Here is a 25,776-nt window from a genome sequence, read left to right on the forward strand (position 1 = left end):
CCCGTATGGCATCCGTTTTCAGCGCGATCATCGCAGGCCAGCTGCCCGGGCGGTTCGTCTGGTCCGACGACGAGTTCGTCGGCTTCCTCACCATCGCCCCCGTCACGCAGGGCCACACCCTCATCGTCCCCCGCGCGGAACTCGACCAGTGGCAGGACATCGACCCCGAGGTCATGGCCCGCATGACCGGCGTCGCCCAGAAAGTCGGCCAGGCCGTCCGCGCCGCCTTCGACGCCCCCCGCGCGGGCCTGCTCATCGCGGGCCTGGAAGTCCCCCACCTGCACACCCACGTCTTCCCCGCCTACACCATGGGCGACTTCGACATCTCCGGCGCCGACCCCTCCCCCACCCCCGAATCCCTCGACGAAGCCCAATCCAAGATCAAAACCGCCCTCCGCGACCTGGGCTACGGAACCAACGTCCCCGACTGACCCTCGAACCCGAGGGAACCGAATCGTCAGCGGATGCGTCTATAGAGATCGAGTGGGTGTCGTGCGGAACAAGGAGACAAAGATGCGACTGGTCGGCTTGGCCGCCGCGGGGTGCGCGGTCCTCGCGCTCGTGGGGTGCTCGAAGGAGGTCGATGGGCAGCCGGAAGCGAGTGGGGCGCCGTTGACCAAGGAGCAGTTGTTCGATCCGTGCGCTACGCCGGACAGTGTGCTGTTGGCGGCGGGGCTCGATCCAGCAAAGAAGGACGACAACGTGTTCTCAGTCCCGCGAGCCGAATGGAAAGCATGCGCCTGGCGAGGTGACGGATACTTCATCACCTTCGAGTCAACCATCTACACGATGGAAGAGATTCGGTCGAATACTTATTTCCACGACTTCAAGGACGTAACTGTCGGCGACCGTCAAGCCGTTCAATACACCCCCGGCGAAAGAACACCACCGAACCAGTGCGAGATCGCATTCGATACGGCCAACCAAGGACGGGCGATCGTGGTTGCAACCAAGTTCGTCGACAATAAGTCGACCGTCGACCCGTGTGCAATTGTCCACGCGGCCGCTCCCCATTTTCTGGAAGAAATTCCCCGATAGAAATAACTGAGCTTCTGAGGAGACCTGGGCGATGGCAGAGAACAAGGTGGCCGACCAGTTCAAGTCACTGGCCGGAAAAGCCGAGTCAGGCGAACTGATCATCGAGCAAGGGGCGGCAGCGCGCTGCGCGGCGAGATGCGAAGCATACATCGCGGACCTTCAGGCCTTGTCCTTCCGCACACAGCGGATGGTCAACGCCGATTCGTTCGGAGATCTCGACTCCGCTGAGAAGCTCGCAGCGAAGTTCGCCACGCTGGCGGAAGGCGGCCCAGGAACCGGCTCGTACCTGGACGCCGCCACCACGCACATCGAGATCCTGACCCAGATGGCCGAGATGTACCGTAAAGCTGGCGCCGCCTACGAGGCCTGCGACGAGGCAACACAACTCGCTATCAAGCAGCAGACCAACCAGCTCGACTGATTTTCGGGGGAAGAATCACAATGTCATTCGCAAGTTTCATCACTGGCCTGAGCAATCCGAGCACGTTTGTCCCCACACTGGCCGATCGTGTCGGTTCACTGTTCGATTCGGATGTCGAACAGACCGATACGGAGCGGAAGGCTCAAGAGGACGGGAACAACGAACGTACCCGGATCTATGCCGACAACAAGACTCTGGCGAACGGCTTCACGGGCGACTACGCCGACCAGGTTGTCCCACCCGCGATGGAAGACTTCACCGACATGTCGCATTCGCGGATCATGACGTTCGTCAATTCGATCAGCATGGAAAAGATGGGCACAGCCATCAACGGCTGGACCACGCTCGCCTCAGACACCGCCACCAAAGGTCAAAGCTTCCACGACGACATCGCGAAAGAACTGGAGCGCGGCTGGTCGGGCAGCGCAGCCAGCCAGGCCCTGGCCAGCACCAAGAGCTACCTCGCCGAGGTCAACAAGGTGGAGCAGGCCGCCCAGCTGATCGCGAACAAGATGGAAGAGGCCCGTTCCGGACTCCAGCAGGTCAAATACTCCGTACCGCACCCATCTGATGATCAGAGCAAATCCAAGCTGGGCATCGTCGCCTCCGTCCTCTCCCCGGGCACCGGGCTCATCATCGACGCGGCCAGCAACGCCCGCTCGGAGGCCGCCCAGGACGCCGCCCGCGAGGTCATGAAGACCGTCTACAAACCGGTCGCCGAACAATCCGACACCCAGGTCCCCAAGGTCCCGCTCCCGGCCGACCCATCCACCGACAAGGACAAGCCGGACGACGGCACCAAGAACAAGCCCACCGGCAACCAGAACAACAACAACCAGAACAGCACCAAACCCACCACGACGAACCCCACGACCGAGGACCCCACCACGGAGGACCCCACCACCGAGGACCCCTCGACCGACGACCCGAGCGACGACGACACCACCGACGACGACACGAACCCGTCGACCACCCAGCCCGCCACCACCACCCCCGAAACCCCCACCACCACCAACCCGGGCACCGTCCCCGCAGGCACCACCCCGAGCGGCCTGACCCCCGGCGGTGGCAGCCCGGGCGGCGGCAGCCCCGGTGGCGGCACTCCCGGCGGCACCCCCGGCACCCCGACCGCGGGCACCCCCGGCTCCCCGAACGCGGGCGGCACGGCTGGCACCGCAGGCGGCGCGGCTGGCGGCCGCAACGGCATGACCGGTATGGGTGGCATGGGCGCCCCCGGCGGGCGCGGCGGCGGCAAGGACGACGAGAACGAGCACTCGGCCCCCGACTACCTGCGCGGCATCCACGAGGAACTCCTCGGCCCCGACCGCCTCCACGTCCCGCCGGTGATCGGCGGCGACGCATGACCGACTCCTGGGAGCTGACCCCGTTCGAATTCTGGGTCGCCTGGGAAACGCTCGGCCGCGACCGCATGCCGTGGCCGCTGGTGTTCACCTCCGGCGTGGAAACCCAGGTCGAATTCGACCAGCAGTGCCGTCGAGCCGCCGATTCCCTGATCGCCAAGATCGGCACCGACGAGTCGCTCTATCACGCCCTGCACGCCCTGGCCCATCCCGACCTGCGCGTGGAACTGTTCGGCCACCGCTTCGACGGCCGCACCCGCATGATCCGCGCGTGCGGCGCCACCGAGTCCAACACCGGTGTCGTCGCCGCGCAGATCCCCGGCGAGGAATACGGCAAGGGCGGCAACATCCTCATCTACCTGCGCCCCGCGACCGCCGTCGTCAACCGCCTGATCGCCATCCTCCCCAAGGTCCCACCTGGCACCACCGGCGGCTTCAACGTCCACCGCGACGAACTCACCGCCACCCCCGACCCCTACGCCCGCCACCGCTCCCCCGGCGAGCAAGCCAAATCCTTCCTCACCCGCCCCTTCCGCACCTACGCCGAATTCCGCGTAGACACCGGCCCCGCCCTCGACGGCTGGAAGGAAGGCGGCACCCGCCTCCAGATCATCGACTACACCGACGACGGCCGCTACCTCATCCACGAGGAAGAACGAGTCCGAGCCACCCCCACCACCCCCGACCACCTGGCCGCCGAACTCCAATCCCTCATAGACCAAGCCACCCGCCCCGCCACCCAATCAACCTGGTACTGAACAGATCCGAGGCCATTACCGTCAAGGCGGTGTCGAGATCGCACCACTCGACACCGCAGTCCTTGGTGGCCAATCGCGGGCAGGCTCTCAGCCACCTACCTGGCCGATCTGCCGCAGGATCGTTGGTTGATTTGCCGCACTGGGCGCTCACCTGCCGAGGGACATTCCGACGAGATGCGGTTACCCCGCAACTCCGGAAAGCTGGGGACGACGCGGGATGGCCGGTAGCTATCAAGCAGCGAAGGCATGGTCGACCAACTATGACGAACGTGCGGGCGCCCTGACCACAGCGGCAACAGCGTTCGCCAGAGCGCTCCAACACTTCGCGGACATTCTCGTAGCCTCTGGATACAATTGGGAATGCTCAAACTATGCAGCGAACAGGGACCCAAATAAGGGAACCGGACCGGCGTGTCCGTACACCATTCCCAGCGAATTACCCTACGGCGCCGGGATAGTTACCGGCGTAGCATCGTCGCGCGATAATGGAAACGGCCTGGAGTCGGAATTTCCTGAACTATACGAGAAAATAACCAACAAAGTGGCTGGCGGAGAGATCCCCGACGCCGACACGAGCAAACTCGAACGTGCAGCACAGGCGTGGAAGGCGTTCAGCGAGAACCGCACAGTGTTTGCGATCTAACGAAGTCGACGACAAGCCATCACGCTGCCGTAGTTCAAATGCGCTCGGACATAAATACTCAGGTAGCCGCAACACTGGTTGTCGCTTCGGTTGTTATCGCAACAACTCTTGTATGGATTCGCAACCCGCGCGCGGCGAGCGTCGAGGGGCCCGCCCTTGAGAGCGCAGCCACATCTATCGCAGGTGTAATCGGGACATTCCTCGGAGCGCTTGCGGGGATAGGGTTCAGCACCACCGCAGTCGCCACTGGTACGCTCGCTACCATAACTGGGCTCACAATCCTCTCCATAGCGGGAGATGCGACGTTCAACTCGAACTACAAGCCTCCCGCCAACGCCTATGACCCGGATGGACCCAAAGCCCCAGGTAGACCAGGAGACGCAGAAGGGTTTGTGGCCCCCAAGGGAGGTGACAGATGGGTGCCGAATCCAAATGGCCGCGGTCACGGCTGGGAAGATGCAGACGGAAATGTTTGGGTCCCGACCGGAAAGGGAGGTGGGGCACACGGCGGACCCCACTGGGATGTACAGTTTCCAAAAGGAGGATACCGCAATGTCAGGCCGGCGCAGTAACAGAGAGGGTATCGGACTTAAATGAACGATTTGGATACGGTAATTTTGAAGGCTATCGACGTCTGGTATCACTCTCCTGGCGACGAAGCGGCGTTTTTCGACTGGCTGGGTAAGATCCGAGCAGTTCACTCCGTAGGCGGCCAACTCCGCACGTTGGACATAGCGGTTAAAACACCTGTTGACGATGACTCGTTACGCGAGATTTTGGCCCTCTTTCGCCGGTATGACATAGAGATGGCGCAGCTACGAAAACTCGACAATGCCCAAGTCAGCGAGTGGTTCCACGACCCACAAAAGTATTGGCACGAGCCAGTCTTCGGCCGCGTTGATAGTTAAGAAGCAGGGTACCCGCCAGCTACTGTCCGGAGCTCGGCTGCTTCGGCAGTTTCCCACATCAGCCCGGCCAACCTGTTGATGACTTGAGCCACTTCAGCGGCAGTTTTGCGGTATATCGTCGTGGGCCTTCTTCTGATCGCGACGAGACTGGGCGCCGGGGCTCAGCGCCACAGCAATGGCGCCTGTGCTGCCAACAGCGTGGTCGTTTCCTCGACGTAGCACCAAGCGGCGCGACACGCAGTCACGCTGCAGGACAACAGAACTCAGCTATGGTCTAAAGGCCCGATGAGGGCATCACTCGGAGGCATCGCCGACCTGAACTTGGTGAATTCCACTATCGCAATCTAACGGCTTCACGGTGCCGGGGTTTGCCACAGCGCACTGACCGGCACGGCGAGCATTTTCGGACCGAAGGAAAACGTCTGTTTGCCGGTGTGCAGCACGATGCCGACGCGGAAGTCGTCGCCGAGCCGGTCGGACAGATGTTTCAGCCCGCGGAAATCGCCCGCTGAGACCGTGGACGCGGCTTTGACTTCGATGCCCACCACTTCGCCTCTGCGGTTCTCCAGCACGGCGTCGACTTCGATCTGGTCGCGGGTGCGGTAGTGGAACAATTCGACCTCTTCGTCCGACCAGCTCAGCTGCCGGGCGATCTCCATCAGGACGAAGCCCTCGAGGAGACCGCCGAGCTGTCCCGATGGCCGTTGCAAACTCCGTGCGTCTGCGCCGATCTGGTGTGCCGCGACGCCGGAATCGACGAAGGCGAGTTTGGGCGTGCTCGTCGCACGACTGCTGATATTCCGGGACCAAGCCGGGATCCGCTTGATGAGGTAGACCTCCTCGAGCAGCGCCAGGTAGCGCTTCACTGTCGACGCACCGATTCCGAGCTCGTTGCTCAGCGTGGCAGCAGACAACAACTGACCCGATCGTGCGGCGAGCATCTGCAGAAGTGCACGCATCTCGGCGGTCCGCTCGATCTCGGAGATCTGCTGGACATCGCGGGTGATCAGATCGTTCACGTAGGAGTTGAAGAAGACGCGCCGTCGGCGGTCGGCGGTTCGCGCGATTGCCTCCGGAAATCCGCCCCGGACGAGACGGCCGATGTACTCACCGCGCTCGACGGTGGATTCGTGGCGGAACTCCGCCCCGAGCGCGAAGACCACGTCGACGAATCGATCCGGCGTGCCATCGATCTCGCCTTGCGAGAACGGCCACAGCTCGACGGTCTCGAGCCGTCCGACCAGGGTGTCGGGCAACGACCGTAGCCCCAGTACTCGCGCCGACCCTGTCAGCAGGTATCTGCCGGGTCGGGGATCGGCATCGACCCGCGCTTTGATCGACAACAACAACTCGGGGGCGCGCTGGATTTCGTCGATGACCATGGGCTCCGCGACATCGACGAAACCGTCCGGGTCGGTCAGCGCCGCCTGGCGGGTCAGGGCGGTGTCGAGATCGCGCCACTCGACGTCTCTGTCCTTGGCGACCAACCGCACGAGCGTGCTCTTTCCACATTGCCTCGCACCGTTGACCAGGACCACGCGTGTATCGGCCAATGCCGCGCTGACGACAGCTTCGGCATGCCGCGGAAGTGCTGGTCCGAGCAGGGTCTGCATCTACGCCTCCGAGATAGAGAGCTGCCGACGTGGTTGATCTGCCGCTATCCTACTGGTTGATCTGCCGCTCTAGTGGTGGTCGAATTGCCGCACTTGCTACGCACCGGCCGTGCAGGCGGCGGTCACCGAAGGGTCCTCGCGTTGGCACCATCCGCGAATCCTGCTCCTACCCTGCAACGCCTCGGCGCCTTCTCCGGCCGAGCCCTCGCCCTGACGTCAGGAGCCGTGACGCTCCCGAGCGTCGTACGCCTCGCACGTACGCACCGTGTCGGCCCGGGAGTGCACACCTTCGACACGGTCCAACCCAGCCACGCGTCGATTCCGACGCGCGGCCAGAAGTGTTGGCCGAGAGGGTCTATCGGGGCATGGCGATCGGGAGTCCGGGGCAGGGGGTTACGACACCGGCACCCCTGGGTGCGCCGAGCGTGAGCACCCGCTGCCCGTGAACGCCGGTCACGGGCAGCGCCGCTCAGTGGTGGATGACCCCACCCAACCGTGGCAGCAGCGAACGCTTCCAGCCTCGCTCCATCGCGTTGCGCAGCATCTTCTGTCTGCGGTTGGTGATGTCGAAGCCGGTTTGGGTGAGGAGCAGGCGGGTCCCATGGCCTTGTGGGAGTAGCACCCAGTCGACGGTCCAGCGCTCCGGGTGGTCGGTGCGAAGGTAGCGCCAGGTGTAGGTGAGCTGGTGGAGCGGGCGCACGGCCAAGACTTCGCAGTGGATCTCCTGGCTGGGCTCCTCCGGAATCGTGAAGTGGAAGCGGGCGCCGACGGTGGCGACGAAACCGATCGGGCGGAAAAGCCAGCGCGCCAGCAGGTCGGGGTCGGTCAATGCGCGCCAGACAGTCTCCGGTGGCTGGGGGAAGAAGCCGCCGAGTTCGATCGCGGCGGGGTTCAACTGTGCGTCAGCGATCAATTGTCGTGTCCTTCCCGGTATTTCGCCTCCATCTCGGCGGCGAGTCGAGGCTGTTCGGCTTCCATCTTCTGCACGTAGACGACCGCGTCACCGACAGTGCGCAATGCCGACAGGTCCTCGTCGGGGATCTTCACGCTGTATTTGTCCTCGAGTTGCACGGCGATCTCCACCAGCGACAGCGAGTCGATGTCGAGGTCCTCGATGAAGGACTTCTCGACCGTCACCTCGTCGGCTTCGATACCCGTCACTTCCTCGACGATCTCAGCGATGCCCGCGACGATCTGTTCCTCTGTAGTTGCCATGGGTCAGTACGCTAGAAGCTCCACCGGGGTGGAGGTGCAAGGAATTGTGACGGACAACACAGATATAACCATCGGTGAGCTGGCCCGGCGCACTGGGCTTTCCGTGCGCACGATCCGGTTCTACTGCGACGAGGGAATCCTGGAATCACGCCGCAGCGCGGGCGACCACCTCGTGCGCTGCTGGCGGCGGATCCTCGCCCCTATTCCGGAGCACGAGATCGACAGGTACGTCAGCTGGAACGTCCCCCGAGCCGCCGCTCGATCCCTCCGTCGAAGACGTCGTCGCCTATGCCGAATTGATCGCTCTCACCGGTGATTCCACGCTCCCGGCCGCGATGAAACGGCATGTGTGGCGGGCGCGACCGGACCTCGTTCGCGATCCACGCGGGCTCTACGTCGACATCGGCGACATCATGGACGACGTGGTGGCCCGGATCACCGAAGAGGCGCGCCCTTGTCGCGGAAGTGAACTCGACCGATTCGCCGCCGCGCACGCCGATGCCCGTGGCTTCGCGGATTCACCGGAATTCCGTCGACGGATCACCGACGACGGAGACCCGCGCGTGCACCGATATTGGTCACTGACAACACAATTGCTCGGATCGCGGATCACGGTCGGACGTGCGCTCCAGTGGATCAACGGCGCGCTGACCGCCCCCTGATCACCGCCGTCGCGCCGAGGATCACCATCACCGCGCCCTCGATGGCGTGGACGACACTGCCGAAAGTGTCCACCGCCATCACGCGCAGCACATTGTCGCCGCCGACGAATCCGAGCAGCGCGATCAGCAGATAGAACGGGCCGTTCGCGAGCAGATAGCGCGTCGCGCGGGTGCGGGCGGGCGCGAGTACCAGCCCGAGAAGGCCGGTGACCAGGTGGAACAGCGCGTGCCAGCCGTTCACGGTGACGGGAATGAAGCCCAGGAATTGGATGGTGCACGCGTGCATGCTGTGGCCGAAGGCCATATCGGGATAGACGCCGAAGGCGATCACGCCGTTCAGCGTGAACCACACGCCGAAGAGGAAGACGGCGAATTGCAGCGGCGAATCCAGAACCGCCGAGACATAACGCAGCGCGGCCGCCCGGAAACGAGCGAATGACATAGGGGCCTCCTCCGACCGTTCCCAAGCTAAGTCGATCGACTTAGCCGTGGCCGGAGTATGCTCTAAGCCGATCGACTTAGTCAACTAGGAGGTCGGGTGGCCAAGGAGACCCGCAAGCAGATGATCGAGCACGCCGCACTGCTGTTCCGCAGCCGCGGTTACGGCGCGACCGGCATCCGCCAGATCGCCACGAAGGCGGGCGCGCACCGCGGCGTGATCTACCACCACTTCCCACGCGGGAAGACCGAAGTCGCCGAGGAAGTCGTCACGGCCACCGACAACCTGGTCGGCGCCTACATCGAAGCCTGTTGCGGCGCACACGAACCCGTCGCGGCGATGCGGGCGATCACCGGCGGGCTCGAAGCGGTGATGGGCAGCGGCGAATACCCGCCGGGCTGTCCCGTCGCCGCGGTGACCATCGGCGCCGACCCCGGCGACGAGACCCTGCACGAGATGACGAGCAGGGCCTTCGCCCGCTGGCAACACGCCTTCCGCGACTGCCTGCTCCGCGACGGCACCCCCGACCCCACCGCCACCACGACGGCCACCCTGTTCATCGCCGCGATCGAGGGCGCCCTCGTCCTGTGTCGCGCCGAATCCAGCACCGCCCCGCTCAGCCGGATCGCCGACGCCATGGAACCCCTCCTGCACGCGGTCCGGCCGTCGTCAGGAGGGTGAGGTGAGCGACCAGGGTTCGCAGGGCTGACGTGGGTCGTCGCGGCGCAGTGAGGCGGTCCAGCCGTCCGTCGACTCGCCGCGTTGGACGATGACCCGGCGGGCGATGCCGTCGAAGCGGAAACCCTGGTGCCAGATCGTTTTACGGCTGGCCCAGTTGCCGACGACCGCGCGCCAGTACATGGTCTCGACGCCCTCGGCGAAAGCGTGGTCGAGCACCAGGGCGACCGCGCGGGACATCAGGCCCGCGCCACGGGCGGCGGGATGCAGGCCGAAGCCGAGGGACGCGGTGCCCGCGCCGTCCGGGCGGTAGTCGACGGACCCACAGAAGGCGAGGTCGTCCGTGCTGATCGCCCAGGTGCGGAGCGCGGTCGGCTCGTCCGATTCCCAGAACTGGGCGGTGCGCCGCAGGAAGTCCTCGGCGTCGGCGCGGGTGTAGTGGGCCGGGACGGTGGTGTAGCGCAGCATGTCGGGGTCGCGGCATTGTTCGACCATGGCGTCGAGGTCTGACGGTCGGTGGGCGCGGAGGGTGACCACGCCGTCAGTGCGGACGGGCACGTCGTGCGGGAAGTGGGCCATCGGGATATGCCAGCAGCAACCATGCCCGGCGGCAAGGCAATTAACGGTGGAAGTGCCGGGACAGGCGGGCGACCAGCTCGGCCAGGCGCGGTTCGTCGACGCGGGGGCCGTCGGACCAGGAGTCCACATCGAACCAGTGCGTGTCGGGCGGGGTTCCCGTCGGGCGGGCGAGCACGTGCTGATGGAAATGGTCGACGCTGCGGCCCGTGATCGCGGAGAAGACGAACTCCGGCGCGAGTTCGGCACGCAGCGCGGCCGCCGCCCGCCGGGCCGCCCAGCCGACGGCCGCGGCCTCGTCGTCGGTGAGGTCGGCGAGGGTGGGGGCGTGCCGGATGGTCTCGACGAACAGGTAGCCCGGGACGGGGGCGCGCTGGTCCAGCGGACGGTGGGTGACGGCCACGAGGTCATCGGCGAAGATCACCGGTCCGACGAGGGGACCGAGGCCACGATGTTTGTCGCAGATGGGGCAGGGACTGCTCACGCGGTGCGACGCTAATGCATGTGTCGAGGGGCCGGAGTCCGACCAGGCGGCCCCAGCGCGATCGGGCGCTCGATTCAGCAGGGGCGATCCTTGCCGGTACTCGAGGGCGGATCGAACGGGACCGGACAGTTCGGGGAGTCGCTGCAGGTCAGGAGGTCTTCGCAGCCGCTGGTGAGGGTGGCGTGGAGACTGTCGCGCAGGGCGGTGAGTTCGGCCAGTCCGGCGTCGACTTCGGCCAGCTTGGTGGTCACGCGAGTACGGAGTCCCGCTGCCGGACGGTGGGATGTGAGCAGGTCGGAGACCTCGTCGAGGGTGAAGCCGAGGCGCTGGGCGGCCTTGATGACGCGCAGGGTCGTCACCGTGTCCGCGGGATAGAGGCGGTGGCCGCCGAGGGTGCGGCGGGGTTCGGCGAGCAGGCCGCGACGTTCGTAGTAGCGCAGCGTCTGGATGTTCACCCCGGCCGCGGCCGCGAGTTCACCGGTGCACAGGCCGGTCATCGCGGTGCTCGCGCGGCGAAGGCGTCGAGCACGTCGACCGATGACGACGGGACGCCGACACCCATGACCAGACCTTCCCTGGCCTGCGCGAAATCGAAGGCGAAGAACGAGCAGCAGCTGGTCTCGCGCGTCGCGAGGTCACGCGCTCTCGCCTCGGCACCTGGGTCGAGCACCAGCTCGAGCCGCGTGGGGCTCGGGCGGCGCGATCCGAGGAGCGCGGCCGCGAACAACTGATCGAACTCGGCGACCCGGACCGGCCGCGCCACGGTCGGCAGCGTGCAAGCTTCGGGCACCCAGTCACCCTGACCTGGTGAAATCCTCATACATCCACGGTAAGCCTGTACCCGGGTACCGGTTGCAACCGAAAACACCCGAAGCCGCTGAACTGCGGACACAGTTCAGCGGCTTCGGGGTGAAGAGCCCCCTGTCAGGATTGAACTGACGACCTTCGCTTTACAAGAGCGGTGCTCTACCACTGAGCTAAGGAGGCGGGTTCCAACTGGGGCCCCGGAGGGCAGCGACCATCATAACCGGGCGCGGCGGCCGCGGGCATCGGTAGTGCCACGCGGCCGACGCGCTCGGCAAGTGCGGTCCCGGCGCAGTATCGGAAAAGCTACTGCTCAGGACTGGGCGCGGGCCGCATCGTCGGCGGCCATCGCGTCGCGCAGGCTCTTGGGACGCATATCGGTCCAGTTCTTCTCGACGTACTCGACGCACGCGGCCCGGCTCTCTTCGCCGAACACGACACGCCAACCCGCCGGGACCTCCGCGAACGCGGGCCACAGGGAGTGCTGCTCTTCATCGTTGACCAGAACGAAGAAGCGGCCGTCCTCGTCGTCGAAGGGGTTGGTGCTCAATTTCACCTCACTGGATACTGGCGCTGTGTACGGGATCGCACCGGGTGCGAACCCCCGGGCGTTGTGTCGACCCTAGCAAGGGAGACGTTACGTCTGGGCGGTTACCTCGGGCAGTGTCCGTTTCCGCCCGGCCGCCGGGCTCAGCCCGCGAAGAAGTCGAGGAGGATCTTGTTGACCGCCTCGGGCCGCTCCAGGTAGCCGTAGTGCCCCGTGTCGGGGATCTCCTGGTACCTGGCGCCGGGGATGGCCTCGGCCACCTCGCGCGACAGGTACGGCGGGATCATCCTGTCATCGGCGAAGCCGATTGCCAAGCACGGCACCGTGATCGCGCGGTAGGCGGCCACCCGGTCGAACTCGTGGTCCATGGCCCGCTGCGCCCGGATTCCGGGGGTGGCGGGACCGCCGGTGAACTCGAACAGGTCCAGCCAGTCGCGGGCGGCGTTGGTGTCGGCCATGGTCGCGGGCGACAGGTTCATCACCGCGGTGAGGGCGGCCTCGAACTTGGCGGGCAGCTGCACACCGGCGGCGTCGAGGTCCTGCTCACCGGCCGAGAGGGTCTTCTGGAACTGGTCGAGGCGGCCGTGTCCGGCCATGAACACGGCCTTGCGGACCAGGTCGGGACGGGCCAGGGCCAGTTCCTGGGCCACCCGCGCGCCCATCGAGGTGCCCGCGACCAGGGCGGGACCCTCGCCGAGCAGTTCGATAAGCGCGGCGGTGTCGGCGACCAGCTCCTCGATGCGGATTCCGGCGCCGCCCTCGTAGGAGGGCGCGATGCCACGGTTGTCGAAGGTGCACACGCGATACCCGGCGGCGACCAGCGCGGGCACCTGGTGCAGTTCCCACACCCGACCGGGCGAACCGGTGCCCATGATCAACACCACCAGCGGACCACCACCTGCGACATCGGTGCCCTTGGTACGGTCGCCCTTGACCTGATAGTTCAGTGCGACGCCGTTCACCGTGGCCAGTGGCATGAAACAAACCTCTCTGGGGAGTTGAGCTGTCCGGCACCACGGTAACGGGACAACGACGACACGGCACCGGGGCGGGGTGATCGGGCCGGGAGTTCATCGGCCGTCCACGCGCGCCCGATAGTATTGACTACTCGCACGCGAAGGCGTTTGGAAACCGGGAGGACGAACCATTATGGCCGCGAAGAGCAGCGCCAACGACATCGCCGACGACGAGCTCGAGCCGCTGGCCGACGAGACCGCTCGCCAAGCGCAGCGCGTCGTCGCGGCATACGCCGACGACGCCGACGAGTGCCGCATGCTGCTGTCGATGCTCGGCATCGGCCCCAGCTGACCCGATCCCGGCGACCACAACCTCAAAGCGGGACCCTGCGACGCGCAAAGGATGCGTGAGTGGACAAGATGATCGACGACCAGTCCAACAACCGTCCGTCCGAGAACAGCGAATCCGTCGCGCCCGCCCCGAGCGGGTCGGGTTCGGGATTCGTGGTCGTCGCCAACCGGCTGCCGGTCGACCTCGAGCGCCTGCCCGACGGGACGACCAGGTGGAAGCGCAGCCCCGGCGGCCTGGTGACCGCGCTGGAGCCGGTCTTGCGCAGCAACAAGGGGGCCTGGGTCGGCTGGGCGGGGGTGCCTGACGTCGAGGTCGAGCCGATCATCGAGGACGGGCTGGAACTGCATCCGGTGCCGCTGTCGGCGCAGGAGGTCGAGGACTACTACGAGGGGTTCTCCAACGGCACGCTGTGGCCGCTGTATCACGACGTGATCGTCCGCCCGGTCTACGATCGGGCCTGGTGGGCGGCCTATGTGGAGGTCAACCGCCGGTTCGCCGAGGAGACGGCGAAGGTGGCCGCCGAGGGGGCCACGGTCTGGGTGCAGGACTACCAGTTGCAGCTGGTGCCCAAGATGCTGCGGATGCTGCGCCCCGATCTGACCATCGGTTTCTTCCTGCACATCCCGTTCCCGCCGGTCGAGCTGTTCATGCAGATGCCGTGGCGCACCGAGATCATCGAGGGGCTGCTCGGCGCGGATCTGATCGGTTTCCATCTGCCCGGCGGCGCGCAGAACTTCCTCTATCTGGCCCGCAGACTGGCCGGTCAGCCCACTTCGCGCGGCAATGTGGGTGTGCGGTCCAAGCTGGGTGTGGTGCAGGTCGGTTTCCGGACGGTGCGGGTGGGCGCGTTCCCGATCTCCATCGACTCCGCCGATCTGGACGAACTGTCACGTCGGCGTTCGGTGCGCGAGCGGGCCGCCAAGATCCGCGCCGAGCTGGGCAATCCGAAGAACATCATGCTCGGCGTCGACCGGCTCGACTACACCAAGGGCATCGACATCCGGCTCAACGCGCTGCAGGAGCTGCTGGAGGAGGGCCGGGTCGATCCGGCCGACACGGTGATGGTCCAGTTGGCCACGCCCAGCCGCGAGCGCGTGCAGAGCTACATCAAGATGCGCGGTGACATCGAACGCCAGGTGGGCCGGATCAACGGCGAGTTCGCCCGGGTCGGCTACCCGGTGGTGCACTACCTGCACCGGCCGATCCCCCGCGACGAGCTCATCGCGTTCTTCGTCGCCGCCGACGTCATGCTGGTGACCCCGCTGCGCGACGGCATGAACCTGGTGGCCAAGGAATACGTGGCCTGCCACAGCGACCTCAACGGCGCGCTGGTGCTCAGCGAGTTCACCGGCGCGGCGGCCGAGCTGCGCCAGTCCTACCTGTGCAATCCGCACGACCTCGACAGCGTGAAGGACGCCATCATCGGCGCCCTCGACGACGAGCGCGACACCCGCCGCCGTCGGATGCGCTCGATGCGCCGCCAGGTGCTCACCCATGATGTCGAGCGCTGGGCACGGGCCTTCCTCGACGCGCTGTCGCAGGGCAATGTGGCCGGTGCCGCGCTGCTCAGCGACGAGGACGTGTATCCCGACTCGCGCAACTGAGCGGCACACAGCGACCTCACAGCGTCGGTCCAGCCACTTCCCAGCGTGGTGGTGGAGCATGAAGCCATGACTGGTGTGCCGCAGGTGCCCGAGGCCCGGGTGCTCGTCGTCGACGACGAACCGATGATCGTGGAACTGCTGTCGGTGAGTCTGCGGTTCCAGGGCTTCGAGGTGGCCACGGCCGCCGACGGCGCCGAGGCGCTGGACCGGGCGCGCACCTTCCGTCCGCAGGCACTGATCGTGGACGTGATGATGCCCGGCATGGACGGCTTCGGCCTGTTGCGCAGGCTGCGTAGCGACGGCGTCGACGCGCCGGTGCTGTTCCTGACCGCGCGCGACGACGTGGACGACAAGATCACCGGGCTGACCCTGGGCGCCGACGACTACGTCACCAAGCCGTTCAGCCTCGAGGAGGTGGTCGCGCGGCTGCGAGTGATCCTGCGCCGCGCGGGCCAGACGAAACCCGAGCAGGCCAGCACCCGGCTGCGCTTCGCCGACATCGAACTCGACGATGACACCCACGAGGTGTGGAAAGCGGGCGAGCCGGTGGCCCTGTCCCCCACCGAGTTCACGCTGCTGCGCTATTTCATGGTCAACGCGGGCAGCGTGCTGAGCAAGCCGCGCATCCTGGATCACGTGTGGCGCTACGACTTCGGCGGCGAGGTGGGCGTGGTGGAGACCTATGTGTCGTATCTGCGCAAGAAGGTCGACACCGGCGAGCAGCGCCTGATCCACACCCTGCGCGGGGTCGGCTATGTGATGCGGGAGAAGTGAATACCGGGCTGCGCGCCCGCCTCTCGGCGATTCCGCTGCGGGTGACGCTGGTGCTGATGCTGGTGGTGCTGGCCGGATTCGGTTTGGTGGCTTCGGGTTTCGTCGTCACCACCGCGACGGAGAACTCCCTGCGCAACCGCACCGACCAGCAACTGGCCGACGCGGCGATCGAATGGGAGCGCCGCATGAGCGCCCCCGCACCGCCGACGCCCCCGCAGAACTCCACCGGTCAGCCACCGAGCCGGTACTACCTGAGCGCCGAAAAACTGGACGGCTCCAAGACATTGGTGCTGAGCCATGTCTTCGGCACCGACGCCGAACCCGACCTGCCCGATCCCCCGGTGACGAAACCGGTGACCGTGGGCTCGACCGGCGATTCCACCGAGCAGTGGCGGGTACTGACCGTGCGTGGCCGCACCGCCCAGGCCACGGTCGCGCTGCCGCTCACCGAGAACATCGACACCGTGCGCGATCTCGTCGTCGTGCAACTGATCGTGGGCGCGCTGGTGCTCACCGCGCTGGCCGTGGCCGCCTACTTCGTGGTGCGCGGCAGCCTGCGCCCGTTGCGACGCGTCGAGGCGACCGCGGCCGCCATCGCCGAGGGCGAATTGCATCGCCGGGTTCCCGTGCGCAACAACGATACCGAGGTCGACCGACTCTCCCGCTCGCTCAACAGCATGCTCACCCAGATCCAACAGGCTTTCGCCGCGACCGAGGCATCCGAGGCCGCCGCACGCGAATCCGAGTCGCGCATGCGCCGATTCGTCGCCGACGCGAGCCACGAACTGCGCACCCCGCTGACCACCATCCGCGGCTTCGCCGAGCTCTACCGCCAGGGCGCGACCGGCGACCCGGCCACCTTCATGAACCGCATCGAACACGAGGCCCAGCGAATGGGCCTGCTGGTGGAGGACCTGCTCATGCTCGCCCGCCTGGACGCGCAACGCCCCGTCGACCTGCGTCCGGTCGACCTGCTCGCCCTCGCCGGAGACGCGGTGCACAGCGCGCGTGCCGTGGAAGCCGCCGAGGGCGGGCACCGACCGATCACCCTCGACATCGCCGAGGGCACCGGCACCCTGGAGATCCTGGGCGACGAACACCGCCTGCGCCAGATCCTGACGAACCTGCTCGGCAACGCCAGGACACACACCCCCGACCGCACCACGATCACCGTCCGCCTGACCCCGGCTGCGGACGAGGTGCGACTCGAGGTGGCCGACACCGGCCCCGGCCTGGCCCCCGAGGACGCCGCCCGGATCTTCGAACGCTTCTACCGCACCGACGCCTCCCGCACCCGCACCAGCGGCGGCACCGGCCTGGGCCTGTCCATCGTGGCCGCGTTGGTGGCCGCACACGGGGGCACCGTGCGGGTCGAGCAGACGCCGGGCGGCGGCGCGACCTTCGTGGTGCTGTTCCCGCGTGGCGGGCAGACCACCTGACCTCCCGGCGACGAGAGAACCGGCGGACGCCTGCGCCCGCCGTCAGACCGGGGTGACCTGGGCGACCAGCCAGCGGTCACCGGACTTGTCCAGCGAGACCCGCACGCGACTGCCCGAGGTGGTGCCGTCGGGGGTGTCCTTGCTGGTGGTGAGCTGGTTCAGGTAGAGCAGCACCACGGCGTGCTCGGGGTCGGCGGAGACCACGCCCTCGGCCTGGGTGGTGGCTTTGACGGTGAGCTGCTTCTCCTTGGCGCCCGGCGCGATGGCTTCGGTGATCAGCTTCAGGTAGTCGCTGCGGAAGGACTCGGTCAGGCCGTCGGCCGCCTTGGGCAGCTCGGTGTCGACGGTCGCTGGCTCGTAGGTGAACATCGCGCTGACCGTGCGGCTGGCCGTGGTCATCGCGTCGGTCCGAGCCTGCTCGGTCCGGTCGTGCTGCCAGAGCCGATAGCCGCTCGCCCCGAGCACGACCGCGGCGATCAAGCCGAGGGCAGCGAGAGCACCGAAGACGATCTTCACACGCAGGCTCATCCGACGAACTCCACCTTCGAGACGGTCATTCCGGTATCGGCGTTCGAGACGGTGATCCGAAACCGGTACTGACGCGACTGCGGCTCGGGCGAGCCGTTGTTGCTCACCGTCTGCTTGGCGGCCACGAGCACCTGCGCCGATTCGCCGTCCGCGGTGACGATGCCCGATTCCACGACCTCGCCGGTGGAGACCACATTGGCCTGCTTGACGATGTCCAGGAACGGGTCGACGCGACCGTCGAACTCGGTCTTGAAGTCGCCGGAGGCCACCGAGAGGATGCGGTCGATGTCCTCCTTGGCCGACCCGGCGCGGATGGTGGTCAGGTTGAGCACGGCCTGGCGGGCGGTCTCGGTGTACTGGGCGCGCAGATCCTCGTCGGTGCTCAGCGAGTAGGCCTTGACAGCGGCGAAACCGGCGCCGACGACCAGGGCCAGCACGAGCACGACAGCGGCGGCCAAGGCCATGACGCGGCCGGTCGAGTCGGAGAAAGCGGCGCTGTCGGATGCCGGAACGATCTCGGTGTCGGCGGAGTCGGAATCGGCGAGCTTGGTGAGTCGCACCGTCTCGGCGGCGGGCGGCACCGAGACCGCGGCGATCTTCGCCGTGGCGCCCTGGGTCGTCGCCGGAGCGTCGGCGGGCTTGTCGGTGTTGTCGACCACCGCTGTCGACGCGACCTCGACGGTGTCGACCACCTCGGTCGGTGATGCGGTTTCGCTCTTACCGATGGTGACCGTGGCGGCCACCGCCTCCTCGACCGGTGGTCCGGCCGAGCGCGCGGCCCGCCTGCGGGGGCGGCGGTTGTCGTTGTCGTTCATCGTTGCTGCTCCTCCAACATCGCCTGCCAGCTGGCCGGTACGGTGCCCGAGCCGTCGGTGGCGATGTCGCCTTGGCGGTACGTGCGCCCGTCTGTTCCCAGATAGGTGCCCGTTGACGGATCATAGGGGCGCGCTGCGGCGGGGGTCACACCACCCGTCGATGCGCCTGCCGGTGCGGAGGCCGGAGCGACCGGCTGGACCGGCCCGAACGGCGGGTTGTTGCCCTCCGGCACGAACCCCGTGCGGCACAGTTCCGGAGTGGGGGCCCGGACACCGGGAACCTCCATACAGGGCGTGTTACGGATGCCGCGCACGGCGATGTTCGAATCCTGTGGCACCTTGCAGTACAGCCCCGGCGGGGTGTCCATCGGTGTCAGCTCGCTGGGCTGACGCCACTGGTCGGCGGGCAGGAAGCCGGTGGTGCAGGCGGGCGGGTCGTTGAGCACGGTCATGAAGTCGACCATGACGCCGTACTGGATCGGACCGCGAATGGCCGTGCGCAGCGCGGCGATCAGCGGCGGGAAAACGACCAGCAGCTGTTCCACGCTGGCGTGATACGTCACGCCGACCTGGCCGAGGCTCACCAGGTTGCGGGCCAGAATCGGCAGCGTCGGACGCAGGTCCTGGAACTGCTCGTTCACGGTTTCCATCGCGGAAGGGCTGTTGTTCAACAGATTTCGCAAGGTGGGGTCGTGTTCGCGGAGTTGATCGGTGACGGTAGCCAGATCCGCTGTCCAGGAACGGATGTCGTCGGCCGAGCGGGTCTGGGTATCGAGCAGCGGGCCTATCTGGTCGAGCAGCTTCTTGGTCGGCTCGATGTCGTCTTCGGCCTGCTGGATCAGCAGCGCCGCGGAGTCGATGAATCGTTGCAGGTCGGGCCCGGCGCCGTTGAAGGCGTGGAAGGCCTCGTCGATGACCTGCTTGAGGCGGGTGTCGGCGACGGTGGCCAGCAGCTTGTCGGCCTGGTCGAGCATCGCGCCGACGTCCTGGGGCAGGTGGGTGCGCTGTTCGGGGATCACCGAGCCGTCGCGCAGGTGGCTGTCGGAGGGTTGCTCGCTGGGCACCAGGTCGACGTACTGTTCGCCGATCGCCGACACGCTGCGCACCCACGCGCTCGAATCGGCGGGCACCTTGTAGTCGCTGTCGATCGACAGGTCCGCCTCGACACCGACGGGCGTGAGCCGCACCGCCTCGACCTTGCCGATGTTCTGTCCGCGATAGGACACATTGGCGGTGGGATAGAGCCCACCGGTCGCGGCCAACTGCACGGTGACCGCGTACCGGCCGATACCGAACATGGCGGGCACCTGCAGGTAGCTGCCGCTCATCACGACCAGACCGACCACGGTAAGCACCGCGAAGATCGCGAGCTGAACTCGCACGAACCGGGTGAGTTTCATCGACCCGCCCCTTCCTGGCCGGGCAGCGGCGCGGTGATACCGGGAATGGCGGGCAGACCGGGAATCGGTCCGATCCCGGGCACATTCAGCGTGGGTGCCGGGGCGGGCGGTGCCGCGAAGGGCGCGGTGGCCGGATCACCCGCGTCGGTCGCGGTCGACGGCGCGAACGAACCGACCACGCCCTCGACACCGCCGAAGCGCCCGCCGAGCGGCGTACCCGTGAGCCAGTTGCTGTCGAGGCGGCTGGCGGTCAGGTCGAAGGTGATGAACAGGTTCATGTAGTCGCCCATGATGGCGTTGTCGATGTTCTTGATCGGGAACGGGAAGGTGGGCAGGATGCCCATCGCCTGGATCAGGTTGTTGCCCGTGTCGGCCAGGGTCTTCAGCACCGGACCGAGACTGCGCAGGTTGGCGACCAGATCGTCACCGCTGGTCTTGATGAGCCGCTCGCTGACGTCACCGAGCTCGCCCAGGGCGGTGATCGCGTTGGTGATGGTGGCCGACCGATCGGCCAGCGCGGTCAGGGCCGGATGGATCTGCTCGATCGCCTGGGCGATCACGTCCTTCTGCCCGGCGAGCTTGCCCGCGAGCTGGTCCAGGCCCTCCATCGCGGCGATGATGCTTCCGGTCTGGCGTTGCAGGCCGGTGGTGAGTTCGTTGAGTTGCGGGAGCAGGTCAGCGATCTCGTCCTCGCGGCCACCGAGCATCGCGTTCAGTTCCGTGGTGATGGTCTCGAGCTGGGCGATCCCGCCGCCGTTGAGCACCACCGACAGCGACGACAGGACCTGCTCGGTGGTGGGGTAGGCCCCGGCCCGATCGAGCGGGATGACGTCCCCGCCGCGCAACTGCCCCACCGGCTCGACCGTGGTCGGCGCGGACAGCTCGAGGTGGTTGCTGCCCAGCAGACTGGTCTGGCCGATCTTGGCGACCGCGTTGGCGGGCAGATGGACCTCGGGATTGAGCGAGACCGTCACCAGCGCGTGCCAGCCCTCGACCTCGATCCCGGTGACATTGCCGACCTCGACGTCGTCCACCCGCACCGGCGAATTCCGGGTCAGGGTGGTGACATTGGGCATCTGGATCCGCACGGTGTACGAACCTGGGCCGCGCCCTTCGGAGCCGGGCATGGGCAGGGAGTTCAGTCCGTCGAACTGACAGCCGGTGGTTCCCAGCGTCACGGCGACGCCGAGGGCGAGCCCGGCGAATGCGCGCCTCATCGCTGTCCTCCTGGAACGGCAAGCCCGGCAAGACCTTCGGGCACGGTGATCGGAGCCGCGGCGGGCGCCTGGTTCTGCGGGACCTGCCCGGCCAGGCTGGGCGGGCTGTACTGCAACTGCTCGGGGAATGCCGTGACACCGCTGGCCGGGTTGGTCATGATCGGCACGTAGTTCATCGCCAACGAACTGATCACCGGTGCCAGGAACTCCGCGCACAGATCCGCGGACCGGTCCGAGTTGTTGTTCTCGAGCGCCCGGATGGAACCGCACAGGAAGCTCAGCGGGTTGGCCGTGTTGTTCAGCGCGACCGCGCCGGTGAGCGAGCCCTGGGCGGGCTTGTAGAGCTGGTAGAAGTTCACCATCGCGGTCGGGCCGGAGTGCAGCACGCGTTCGATCTCGGGCCGCTTGTCCACCAGCGTCTGGGTGACATCGGCGAGCCGCTCGACGCCCTCGGTCAGTTCACCTCCGGACCCGTCGAGGAACCGCTTCACATCGGCCAACGCCACGTCCAGACTGTCCAGGCCGTTGCCGAGTTCTTCCGACGCACCGGCCAGCACCGAGGACACCGATGCCAACCGCCCACTGAACTGCACGATCTGCTCGTTGCTCGCCGAGAGCACCTCGACGAAATGCTGCAGGTTGCGGATGGTGCCGAACAGGTCGGTACGGCCGTCGGAGAGCGTGGTGACCGTGGCCGAGAGTTCACGCAGGGTGTCGCGGAACCTCTGGCCGTTGCCGTCGAGGTTGTCGGCGGCGGTGTCGACGAAGCGGCCGAAGGAGCCCTTCTCGTCGTCCCCGACCGGGCCGAGCGCGGTGGAGAGTTTGGTCAGTTCGGCCTTGATCTCGTCCCACTCGACCGGCACCGCGGTGCGCTCGAGCGGAATCTGCGCGCCGTCGGCCAGTTTCGGGCCGCCGGAGTAGGCGGGGGCGAGTTGCACGAACCGGGCCGAGACCAGCGACGGCGCGATGATCACCGCCCGCGCGTCGGCGGGCAGGTCGACCGCGCTGTCGATGCTCATGCGCACCTTCACCTGGCCCTGCCCCGGCTCGATGGAGTCGATGCTGCCGACGGTGACACCGAGGACACGCACCTCGTCGCCCTGGTAGAGGCCGGTCGTCGAGGTGAACGCGGCGGTCACGGTGTTCTTGCCGCCGCCGGTGGCGAGGTAGACACCGAGCGCGACCAGCGCCACGATCACCACCACGGCCACCGCGATCGTCCAGCGCGGCAGTCCGCGCACCTGCTGGGTGAAGCTCATCGCGGCGGATCCTCCTCGGCGGGAGCGATGTAGGGCGTCCTCGGGTTGGTGAAGATGTCGATCAGGTCCTGGGGCACCTGTTCCGGCCAGACCAGCGCGTCGACGAGCGGACGCAGCTCGGTACTGGTCGCGTTCACCACGTAGGCGTTGAACCAGGGACCGTTGCCGACCTGCTCACCGAGCGCGGCGGCATAGGGGCCGAGTCCGTCGAGGGCGTCGGTGAGGTTCTGCTTGTTGCGCTGGAGCAGGGCGAGCACCGAATTGAGCCGGTCCAGCACCGGCCGCATCTGTGGTTCGTTGTCGGCGACCAGGCCGGAGAGCTGCTTGGCCACGTCGTCGACGTAGACGACGAGCTGGTTGATCGCGGCGCGGCGCCGGTCGAGTTCGCCGAGCAGTTCGTTGCCGTCGAGCAGCAGCGTGTTGAGCTGGGTGCTGCGGTCGGCCAGGATCTTGGTGACGTTCTGCGCCCTGGCCAGCAGATCGGTGAGCGCCTGGTCGCGGGTGTTGATACTGCGCGAGAGCGCGGTGACACCGTCGAGGGCGTTGCGCAGCGGGCCCGGGGTGTCGGCGAAGGCGGCCGAGAGCGTGTCGAGGGTCTGGTCCACCTGGTCCAGATCCAGGTCGCGCACGGTCCCGCCGAGATCGCTGAGCGCCTCGTTGAGCGAGTACGGCGAGGTGGTGCGCTCGACCGGGATGGTGTCCTGGGTGCCGATGGCACCGGGCCCGGCGGGCACCACGTCCAGCGACTTGCGCCCGAGCACCGTGTTGGTCTTGATCGCGGCGGTCGTCTTCTCGCCGAGCACGATCGACTCGTCGAGGTCGAACTTCACCAGCACCTTGTCCCCGTCGAGGGAGACCTGGCGCACCTCGCCCGAGCGCACACCGGCCACGTGCACCGGGTCGCCAGGCACCAACCCGCCCGCGTCGACGAAGTTCGCGGTGAAGGTCGCGCCGGAGCGGATGAACGGCAGCTCGGTGAACTGCAGAGTGGCCAGCGAGATCGTCACGGCCATGACGATGCCGACCACGCCGATGGTCGCCGCCGAGGATTTGTTCTCATTCATTGGGCGTGCACCTTCCGGTCGCCTGCAGACCCGGCATGTGCACTTCCATCGGCTGACCATCGGGGCCGCTGACCAGGATGTTGGTACCGCAGATGTACAACTGCAGGAACGAGCCGTAGGCGCCGATCCGGATGAGTTTCTTGTAGGTCTCGGGGAGTTTGCCGAGGACCCATTCGAGATGGTCGGAGCCGTCGTCGAGGTTGGTGGCCAGGCGGCCGGTCTGCTCGATGGTGTTGCGCAGATCCGGGCGCGCGGTGACCAGCAGGTCGTTGAGTTCCTGGGTCGCACCGGCGATGCGCGGAATCGCGGCGCCGATCGGGTCGCGCTGGGCGGACAGGTCGCTGACCAGGCGCTGCAATTCGTCGATGGTGGTGGCGAACTGGTCGCCCCGGTCGTCGATGGTGGCCAGCACGGTGTTCAGGTTGTCGATCACGCTGCCGATCAGGGCGTCGCGGTCCGACAGTGTCTTGGCGAAATCGCCGCCGCTGTTGAGCAGCGAGACCAGCGTGCCGCCCTGGCCCTGGAAGATCTGCAGCAGCGCCCCGGTGAGGTCGTTGACCTGGTCCGGGTCGAGCCCGCGCAGCAGCGGTTTGAAGCCGCCGAGCAGCAGATCCAGATCGAGGGCGGGCGAGGTCTGCTCGACGCCGATGGTGTCACCGTCGGACAGGCGCCGGGCCGAACCGGGGCCCTCCAGCAACTCCAGGTAGCGGTCGCCGACGAGATTCTCGTACTTGATCGCGGCGCGGGTGCTGGCCAGCACGGCGTACTTGCTGTCGACATCGAACTCGACGTGCGCGCGATTGTCGTCGCCGACCTTCACCGAACTCACCGACCCCACCGGCACCCCGGCGATGCGCACCTTCGCGCCGGGCAGCATGCCCGAGGAACTGGTGAACACCGCCTGGTACCCGGTCTCGCGGGAGAAGCGCGCCTGACTCAGCACGATCGCCAGACCGGCGAACACCAGCGTCATCACCACGGTGAAGATCCCCAGCTTGATGGTCGTCCCCGTGTTCCTCACCGCGTCACTCCCGGCATTCCGTCCAGCAGGAGCTGGAAAACCCTTGGTAGACCGTTGAATTCATGCGAGGTGTTCGGCGTGTACGGCGCGCCCTGGTTGGTGTCGGTCACCACGTAGTTCGAATGGCTGTTCGGCACCCGATCGACGACACCCTCGCAGTGCGGGCCGCCGGTGGCGTTCACCTTCGGCAGGTCGTCGGGGTAGGAGTACGGCTTGGCACCGAGCATGAAGCTGGCGTTCATGCCGACACCCGGCAGTCGCCCGCCCATCATCTCCTCGGCGATCGGCATCAGCGGGCCGAGACCGTCGATGATGCAGCCCAGTGCGGGCGCGTAGTCGAACAGCAGCGCGGTCGTCGGGCGCAGCAGGTCCAGCGCGGTCACCAGATCGTTCTCGTTCTCCCGCAGCACCGAGCCGACGGTGTCGGACAGGCCGATCACGTTCACCAGCACATTGTCGAGCTGACCCTGCATCTCGGCGATGGTCTGCGAGGTGACCGTCGCGTTGTCGACGGTGCGCAGCAGCGGATCGGTCACCTCGGCGTACAGCCCCGTCACCGCCGCGGTCTTGTCCAGATCCGACTGCAACGTCGGCAGATACGGATTCAGTTCGCGCAGATAGTGATCCGAGCGCACCAGCAGATCACCCATCTTGTCGCCACGTCCCTCGAGCGCGGTGCCGAGCGCGGTCAGCGTCGCGTTGAGCTTCTCCGGCTCGACCTGGGCGAGCACATCGGACAGGTGCTGGAACAGCGTGTTGAACTCGACCGTCACCGAACTGGCCGCGACGGTGGTGCCGGGCGCGAGCGAGGTCTTGGCGGGCTGCTCCGGGACGATGAAGTTCACGTATTTGGCGCCGAAGACCGTGGTCGAGCGGATGTCGACACCGGCATTGGCGGGCACCAGCTTCAGCTGGTCGGGGTCGACCTCGAGGCGCAGTTGGGCGCCGTCGTCGCGCAGGGAGATCTCGGCGACGCGGCCGATCTCGACGCCGCGCACCTTCACCTTGGCGTCGGGGTCCAGGACCAGGCCCGTGCGGGGCGTGTCGATCAGGACGGTGGCGGTGTTGGTGAAGGCGCCCTGGAACAGCGCGAGCGCGAGGGCCGCGCCCGCGGCGAGCAGGCCGACCAGTGCGAGCGCGGCGAGCTTGCGCCCGAGCCCGCCCTGCAGTGCGGCAACGATCCGTGAGGTGTTCATCGCG

The 25,776-nt window shown here is 66.9% G+C and carries 33 protein-coding genes and 1 tRNA gene; 15 read left to right on the plus strand and 19 right to left on the minus strand.

Annotated features, from left to right (window positions below):
• Positions 1–5: 5 nt before the first annotated feature.
• The 8 genes from QC180_RS22520 to QC180_RS22550 all read left to right on the plus strand — a co-directional run bounded on the left by QC180_RS22520 (position 6) and on the right by QC180_RS22550 (position 5,129).
• On the plus strand, positions 6–431 hold the full coding sequence (locus tag QC180_RS22520; protein ID WP_278264776.1) for an HIT family protein: 426 nt from the start codon (positions 6–8) through the stop codon (positions 429–431).
• Between the two features lie 82 nt (positions 432–513).
• The gene (locus QC180_RS22525) at positions 514–1,038 is read left to right on the plus strand and encodes a DUF3558 domain-containing protein (RefSeq protein WP_278264777.1); all 525 of its coding nucleotides are present in this window, start codon (positions 514–516) and stop codon (positions 1,036–1,038) included.
• A 31-nt stretch (positions 1,039–1,069) separates the two neighbouring features.
• Complete coding sequence (locus QC180_RS22530; RefSeq protein WP_278264778.1) at positions 1,070–1,459, plus strand: hypothetical protein; 390 nt, start codon at positions 1,070–1,072, stop codon at positions 1,457–1,459.
• A gap of 314 nt (positions 1,460–1,773) precedes the next feature.
• The gene (locus QC180_RS22535) at positions 1,774–2,823 is read left to right on the plus strand and encodes a hypothetical protein (RefSeq protein ID WP_278264779.1); all 1,050 of its coding nucleotides are present in this window, start codon (positions 1,774–1,776) and stop codon (positions 2,821–2,823) included.
• Entirely contained in the window at positions 2,820–3,578 is a 759-nt protein-coding gene (locus QC180_RS22540) for an ESX secretion-associated protein EspG (RefSeq protein ID WP_278264780.1), read from the plus strand. The genes QC180_RS22535 and QC180_RS22540 overlap by 4 nt, the downstream gene beginning before the upstream one ends.
• A gap of 217 nt (positions 3,579–3,795) precedes the next feature.
• The gene (locus tag QC180_RS22545; RefSeq protein ID WP_278264781.1) at positions 3,796–4,221 is read left to right on the plus strand and encodes a hypothetical protein; all 426 of its coding nucleotides are present in this window, start codon (positions 3,796–3,798) and stop codon (positions 4,219–4,221) included.
• A 38-nt stretch (positions 4,222–4,259) separates the two neighbouring features.
• Positions 4,260–4,793 (plus strand): polymorphic toxin type 37 domain-containing protein, encoded by a 534-nt coding sequence (locus QC180_RS30390; protein ID WP_474646513.1) that lies wholly within the window; start codon positions 4,260–4,262, stop codon positions 4,791–4,793.
• Between the two features lie 21 nt (positions 4,794–4,814).
• Positions 4,815–5,129: a hypothetical protein gene (locus tag QC180_RS22550; RefSeq protein ID WP_278264782.1), complete on the plus strand. Its 315-nt coding sequence runs from the start codon at positions 4,815–4,817 to the stop codon at positions 5,127–5,129.
• Between the two features lie 353 nt (positions 5,130–5,482).
• Here the strand turns inward: QC180_RS22550 and QC180_RS22555 are convergent, their stop codons facing one another.
• The 3 genes from QC180_RS22555 to acpM form a co-directional block, all read right to left on the minus strand.
• Positions 5,483–6,742 carry an ATP-binding protein gene (locus QC180_RS22555; RefSeq protein WP_278264783.1) on the minus strand — a complete coding sequence of 420 codons (1,260 nt, stop codon included), beginning with the start codon at positions 6,740–6,742 and terminating at the stop codon, positions 5,483–5,485.
• A gap of 469 nt (positions 6,743–7,211) precedes the next feature.
• The gene (locus QC180_RS22560; RefSeq protein WP_278264784.1) at positions 7,212–7,655 is read right to left on the minus strand and encodes an SRPBCC family protein; all 444 of its coding nucleotides are present in this window, start codon (positions 7,653–7,655) and stop codon (positions 7,212–7,214) included.
• On the minus strand, positions 7,652–7,957 hold the full coding sequence (acpM, locus tag QC180_RS22565; RefSeq protein ID WP_278264785.1) for a meromycolate extension acyl carrier protein AcpM: 306 nt from the start codon (positions 7,955–7,957) through the stop codon (positions 7,652–7,654). Before acpM ends, QC180_RS22560 begins: the two co-directional genes overlap by 4 nt.
• On the opposite strand from acpM, the gene QC180_RS22570 reads away from it, so the two are divergent.
• Both QC180_RS22570 and QC180_RS22575 read left to right on the plus strand, forming a co-directional pair.
• Positions 7,956–8,273 carry a MerR family transcriptional regulator gene (locus QC180_RS22570; protein ID WP_278264786.1) on the plus strand — a complete coding sequence of 106 codons (318 nt, stop codon included), beginning with the start codon at positions 7,956–7,958 and terminating at the stop codon, positions 8,271–8,273. The genes acpM and QC180_RS22570 overlap by 2 nt on opposite strands.
• Positions 8,274–8,292: 19 nt before the next feature.
• On the plus strand, positions 8,293–8,619 hold the full coding sequence (locus QC180_RS22575) for a hypothetical protein (protein ID WP_278264787.1): 327 nt from the start codon (positions 8,293–8,295) through the stop codon (positions 8,617–8,619).
• On the opposite strand, the gene QC180_RS22580 is transcribed toward QC180_RS22575, so the two are convergent.
• Positions 8,594–9,061, minus strand: coding sequence for a DUF4383 domain-containing protein (locus tag QC180_RS22580; RefSeq protein WP_278264788.1), 468 nt, complete (start codon positions 9,059–9,061; stop codon positions 8,594–8,596). The two genes, QC180_RS22575 and QC180_RS22580, sit on opposite strands and share 26 nt — an antisense overlap.
• A gap of 96 nt (positions 9,062–9,157) precedes the next feature.
• On the opposite strand from QC180_RS22580, the gene QC180_RS22585 reads away from it, so the two are divergent.
• Complete coding sequence (locus QC180_RS22585; RefSeq protein ID WP_278264789.1) at positions 9,158–9,739, plus strand: TetR/AcrR family transcriptional regulator; 582 nt, start codon at positions 9,158–9,160, stop codon at positions 9,737–9,739.
• Here QC180_RS22585 and QC180_RS22590 read toward each other — a convergent pair.
• The 7 genes from QC180_RS22590 to QC180_RS22620 all read right to left on the minus strand — a co-directional run bounded on the left by QC180_RS22590 (position 9,728) and on the right by QC180_RS22620 (position 13,124).
• Positions 9,728–10,315, minus strand: a complete 588-nt coding sequence (locus tag QC180_RS22590; protein ID WP_278264790.1) for a GNAT family N-acetyltransferase — start codon at positions 10,313–10,315, stop codon at positions 9,728–9,730. The two genes, QC180_RS22585 and QC180_RS22590, sit on opposite strands and share 12 nt — an antisense overlap.
• A 40-nt stretch (positions 10,316–10,355) precedes the next feature.
• The gene (locus QC180_RS22595) at positions 10,356–10,796 is read right to left on the minus strand and encodes an HIT domain-containing protein (protein WP_278264791.1); all 441 of its coding nucleotides are present in this window, start codon (positions 10,794–10,796) and stop codon (positions 10,356–10,358) included.
• Positions 10,797–10,870: 74 nt separating this feature from the next.
• Positions 10,871–11,293 carry a MerR family transcriptional regulator gene (locus QC180_RS22600; RefSeq protein ID WP_278264792.1) on the minus strand — a complete coding sequence of 141 codons (423 nt, stop codon included), beginning with the start codon at positions 11,291–11,293 and terminating at the stop codon, positions 10,871–10,873.
• Positions 11,290–11,616, minus strand: coding sequence for a hypothetical protein (locus QC180_RS22605; RefSeq protein WP_278264793.1), 327 nt, complete (start codon positions 11,614–11,616; stop codon positions 11,290–11,292). Before QC180_RS22605 ends, QC180_RS22600 begins: the two co-directional genes overlap by 4 nt.
• A gap of 95 nt (positions 11,617–11,711) precedes the next feature.
• Positions 11,712–11,783, minus strand: a tRNA-Thr gene (locus QC180_RS22610).
• Positions 11,784–11,913: 130 nt separating this feature from the next.
• Entirely contained in the window at positions 11,914–12,150 is a 237-nt protein-coding gene (locus QC180_RS22615) for an MbtH family protein (RefSeq protein WP_022565839.1), read from the minus strand.
• Positions 12,151–12,290: 140 nt separating this feature from the next.
• On the minus strand, positions 12,291–13,124 hold the full coding sequence (locus QC180_RS22620; RefSeq protein ID WP_278264794.1) for an alpha/beta fold hydrolase: 834 nt from the start codon (positions 13,122–13,124) through the stop codon (positions 12,291–12,293).
• A 172-nt stretch (positions 13,125–13,296) separates the two neighbouring features.
• Here QC180_RS22620 and QC180_RS22625 point away from each other — a divergent pair, with 172 nt between their 5' ends.
• The 4 genes from QC180_RS22625 to QC180_RS22640 all read left to right on the plus strand — a co-directional run bounded on the left by QC180_RS22625 (position 13,297) and on the right by QC180_RS22640 (position 17,272).
• Complete coding sequence (locus QC180_RS22625) at positions 13,297–13,455, plus strand: hypothetical protein (protein WP_278264795.1); 159 nt, start codon at positions 13,297–13,299, stop codon at positions 13,453–13,455.
• 71 nt (positions 13,456–13,526) lie between these two features.
• Positions 13,527–15,059 (plus strand): alpha,alpha-trehalose-phosphate synthase (UDP-forming), encoded by a 1,533-nt coding sequence (locus tag QC180_RS22630; RefSeq protein ID WP_474646517.1) that lies wholly within the window; start codon positions 13,527–13,529, stop codon positions 15,057–15,059.
• A 66-nt stretch (positions 15,060–15,125) separates the two neighbouring features.
• A complete protein-coding gene (locus tag QC180_RS22635; RefSeq protein ID WP_278264796.1) occupies positions 15,126–15,833 on the plus strand; it encodes a response regulator transcription factor in 708 nt (235 codons plus the stop codon).
• Between the two features lie 56 nt (positions 15,834–15,889).
• Positions 15,890–17,272, plus strand: coding sequence for a sensor histidine kinase (locus tag QC180_RS22640; RefSeq protein WP_278264873.1), 1,383 nt, complete (start codon positions 15,890–15,892; stop codon positions 17,270–17,272).
• Between the two features lie 42 nt (positions 17,273–17,314).
• Here the strand turns inward: QC180_RS22640 and QC180_RS22645 are convergent, their stop codons facing one another.
• From QC180_RS22645 to QC180_RS22680, 8 genes are read right to left on the minus strand one after another with little or no spacing between them, the layout of a single operon-like run.
• Complete coding sequence (locus tag QC180_RS22645; RefSeq protein WP_278264797.1) at positions 17,315–17,800, minus strand: h domain protein; 486 nt, start codon at positions 17,798–17,800, stop codon at positions 17,315–17,317.
• Complete coding sequence (locus QC180_RS22650; protein ID WP_278264798.1) at positions 17,797–18,615, minus strand: hypothetical protein; 819 nt, start codon at positions 18,613–18,615, stop codon at positions 17,797–17,799. The genes QC180_RS22645 and QC180_RS22650 overlap by 4 nt, the downstream gene beginning before the upstream one ends.
• Positions 18,612–20,015: an MCE family protein gene (locus QC180_RS22655; RefSeq protein WP_278264799.1), complete on the minus strand. Its 1,404-nt coding sequence runs from the start codon at positions 20,013–20,015 to the stop codon at positions 18,612–18,614. The genes QC180_RS22650 and QC180_RS22655 overlap by 4 nt, the downstream gene beginning before the upstream one ends.
• A complete protein-coding gene (locus tag QC180_RS22660) occupies positions 20,012–21,232 on the minus strand; it encodes an MCE family protein (protein WP_278264800.1) in 1,221 nt (406 codons plus the stop codon). Before QC180_RS22660 ends, QC180_RS22655 begins: the two co-directional genes overlap by 4 nt.
• A complete protein-coding gene (locus QC180_RS22665; protein WP_278264801.1) occupies positions 21,229–22,491 on the minus strand; it encodes an MCE family protein in 1,263 nt (420 codons plus the stop codon). The genes QC180_RS22660 and QC180_RS22665 overlap by 4 nt, the downstream gene beginning before the upstream one ends.
• The gene (locus QC180_RS22670; RefSeq protein ID WP_278264802.1) at positions 22,488–23,555 is read right to left on the minus strand and encodes an MCE family protein; all 1,068 of its coding nucleotides are present in this window, start codon (positions 23,553–23,555) and stop codon (positions 22,488–22,490) included. Before QC180_RS22670 ends, QC180_RS22665 begins: the two co-directional genes overlap by 4 nt.
• Entirely contained in the window at positions 23,548–24,576 is a 1,029-nt protein-coding gene (locus tag QC180_RS22675) for an MCE family protein (RefSeq protein ID WP_278264803.1), read from the minus strand. Before QC180_RS22675 ends, QC180_RS22670 begins: the two co-directional genes overlap by 8 nt.
• Complete coding sequence (locus tag QC180_RS22680) at positions 24,573–25,772, minus strand: MCE family protein (RefSeq protein ID WP_278264804.1); 1,200 nt, start codon at positions 25,770–25,772, stop codon at positions 24,573–24,575. The genes QC180_RS22675 and QC180_RS22680 overlap by 4 nt, the downstream gene beginning before the upstream one ends.
• Positions 25,773–25,776: the final 4 nt, after the last annotated feature.

The sequence above is a fragment of the Nocardia anocheti genome (assembly GCF_029675105.1).
In the GTDB taxonomy this organism is placed as follows: Bacteria; Actinomycetota; Actinomycetes; order Mycobacteriales; family Mycobacteriaceae; genus Nocardia.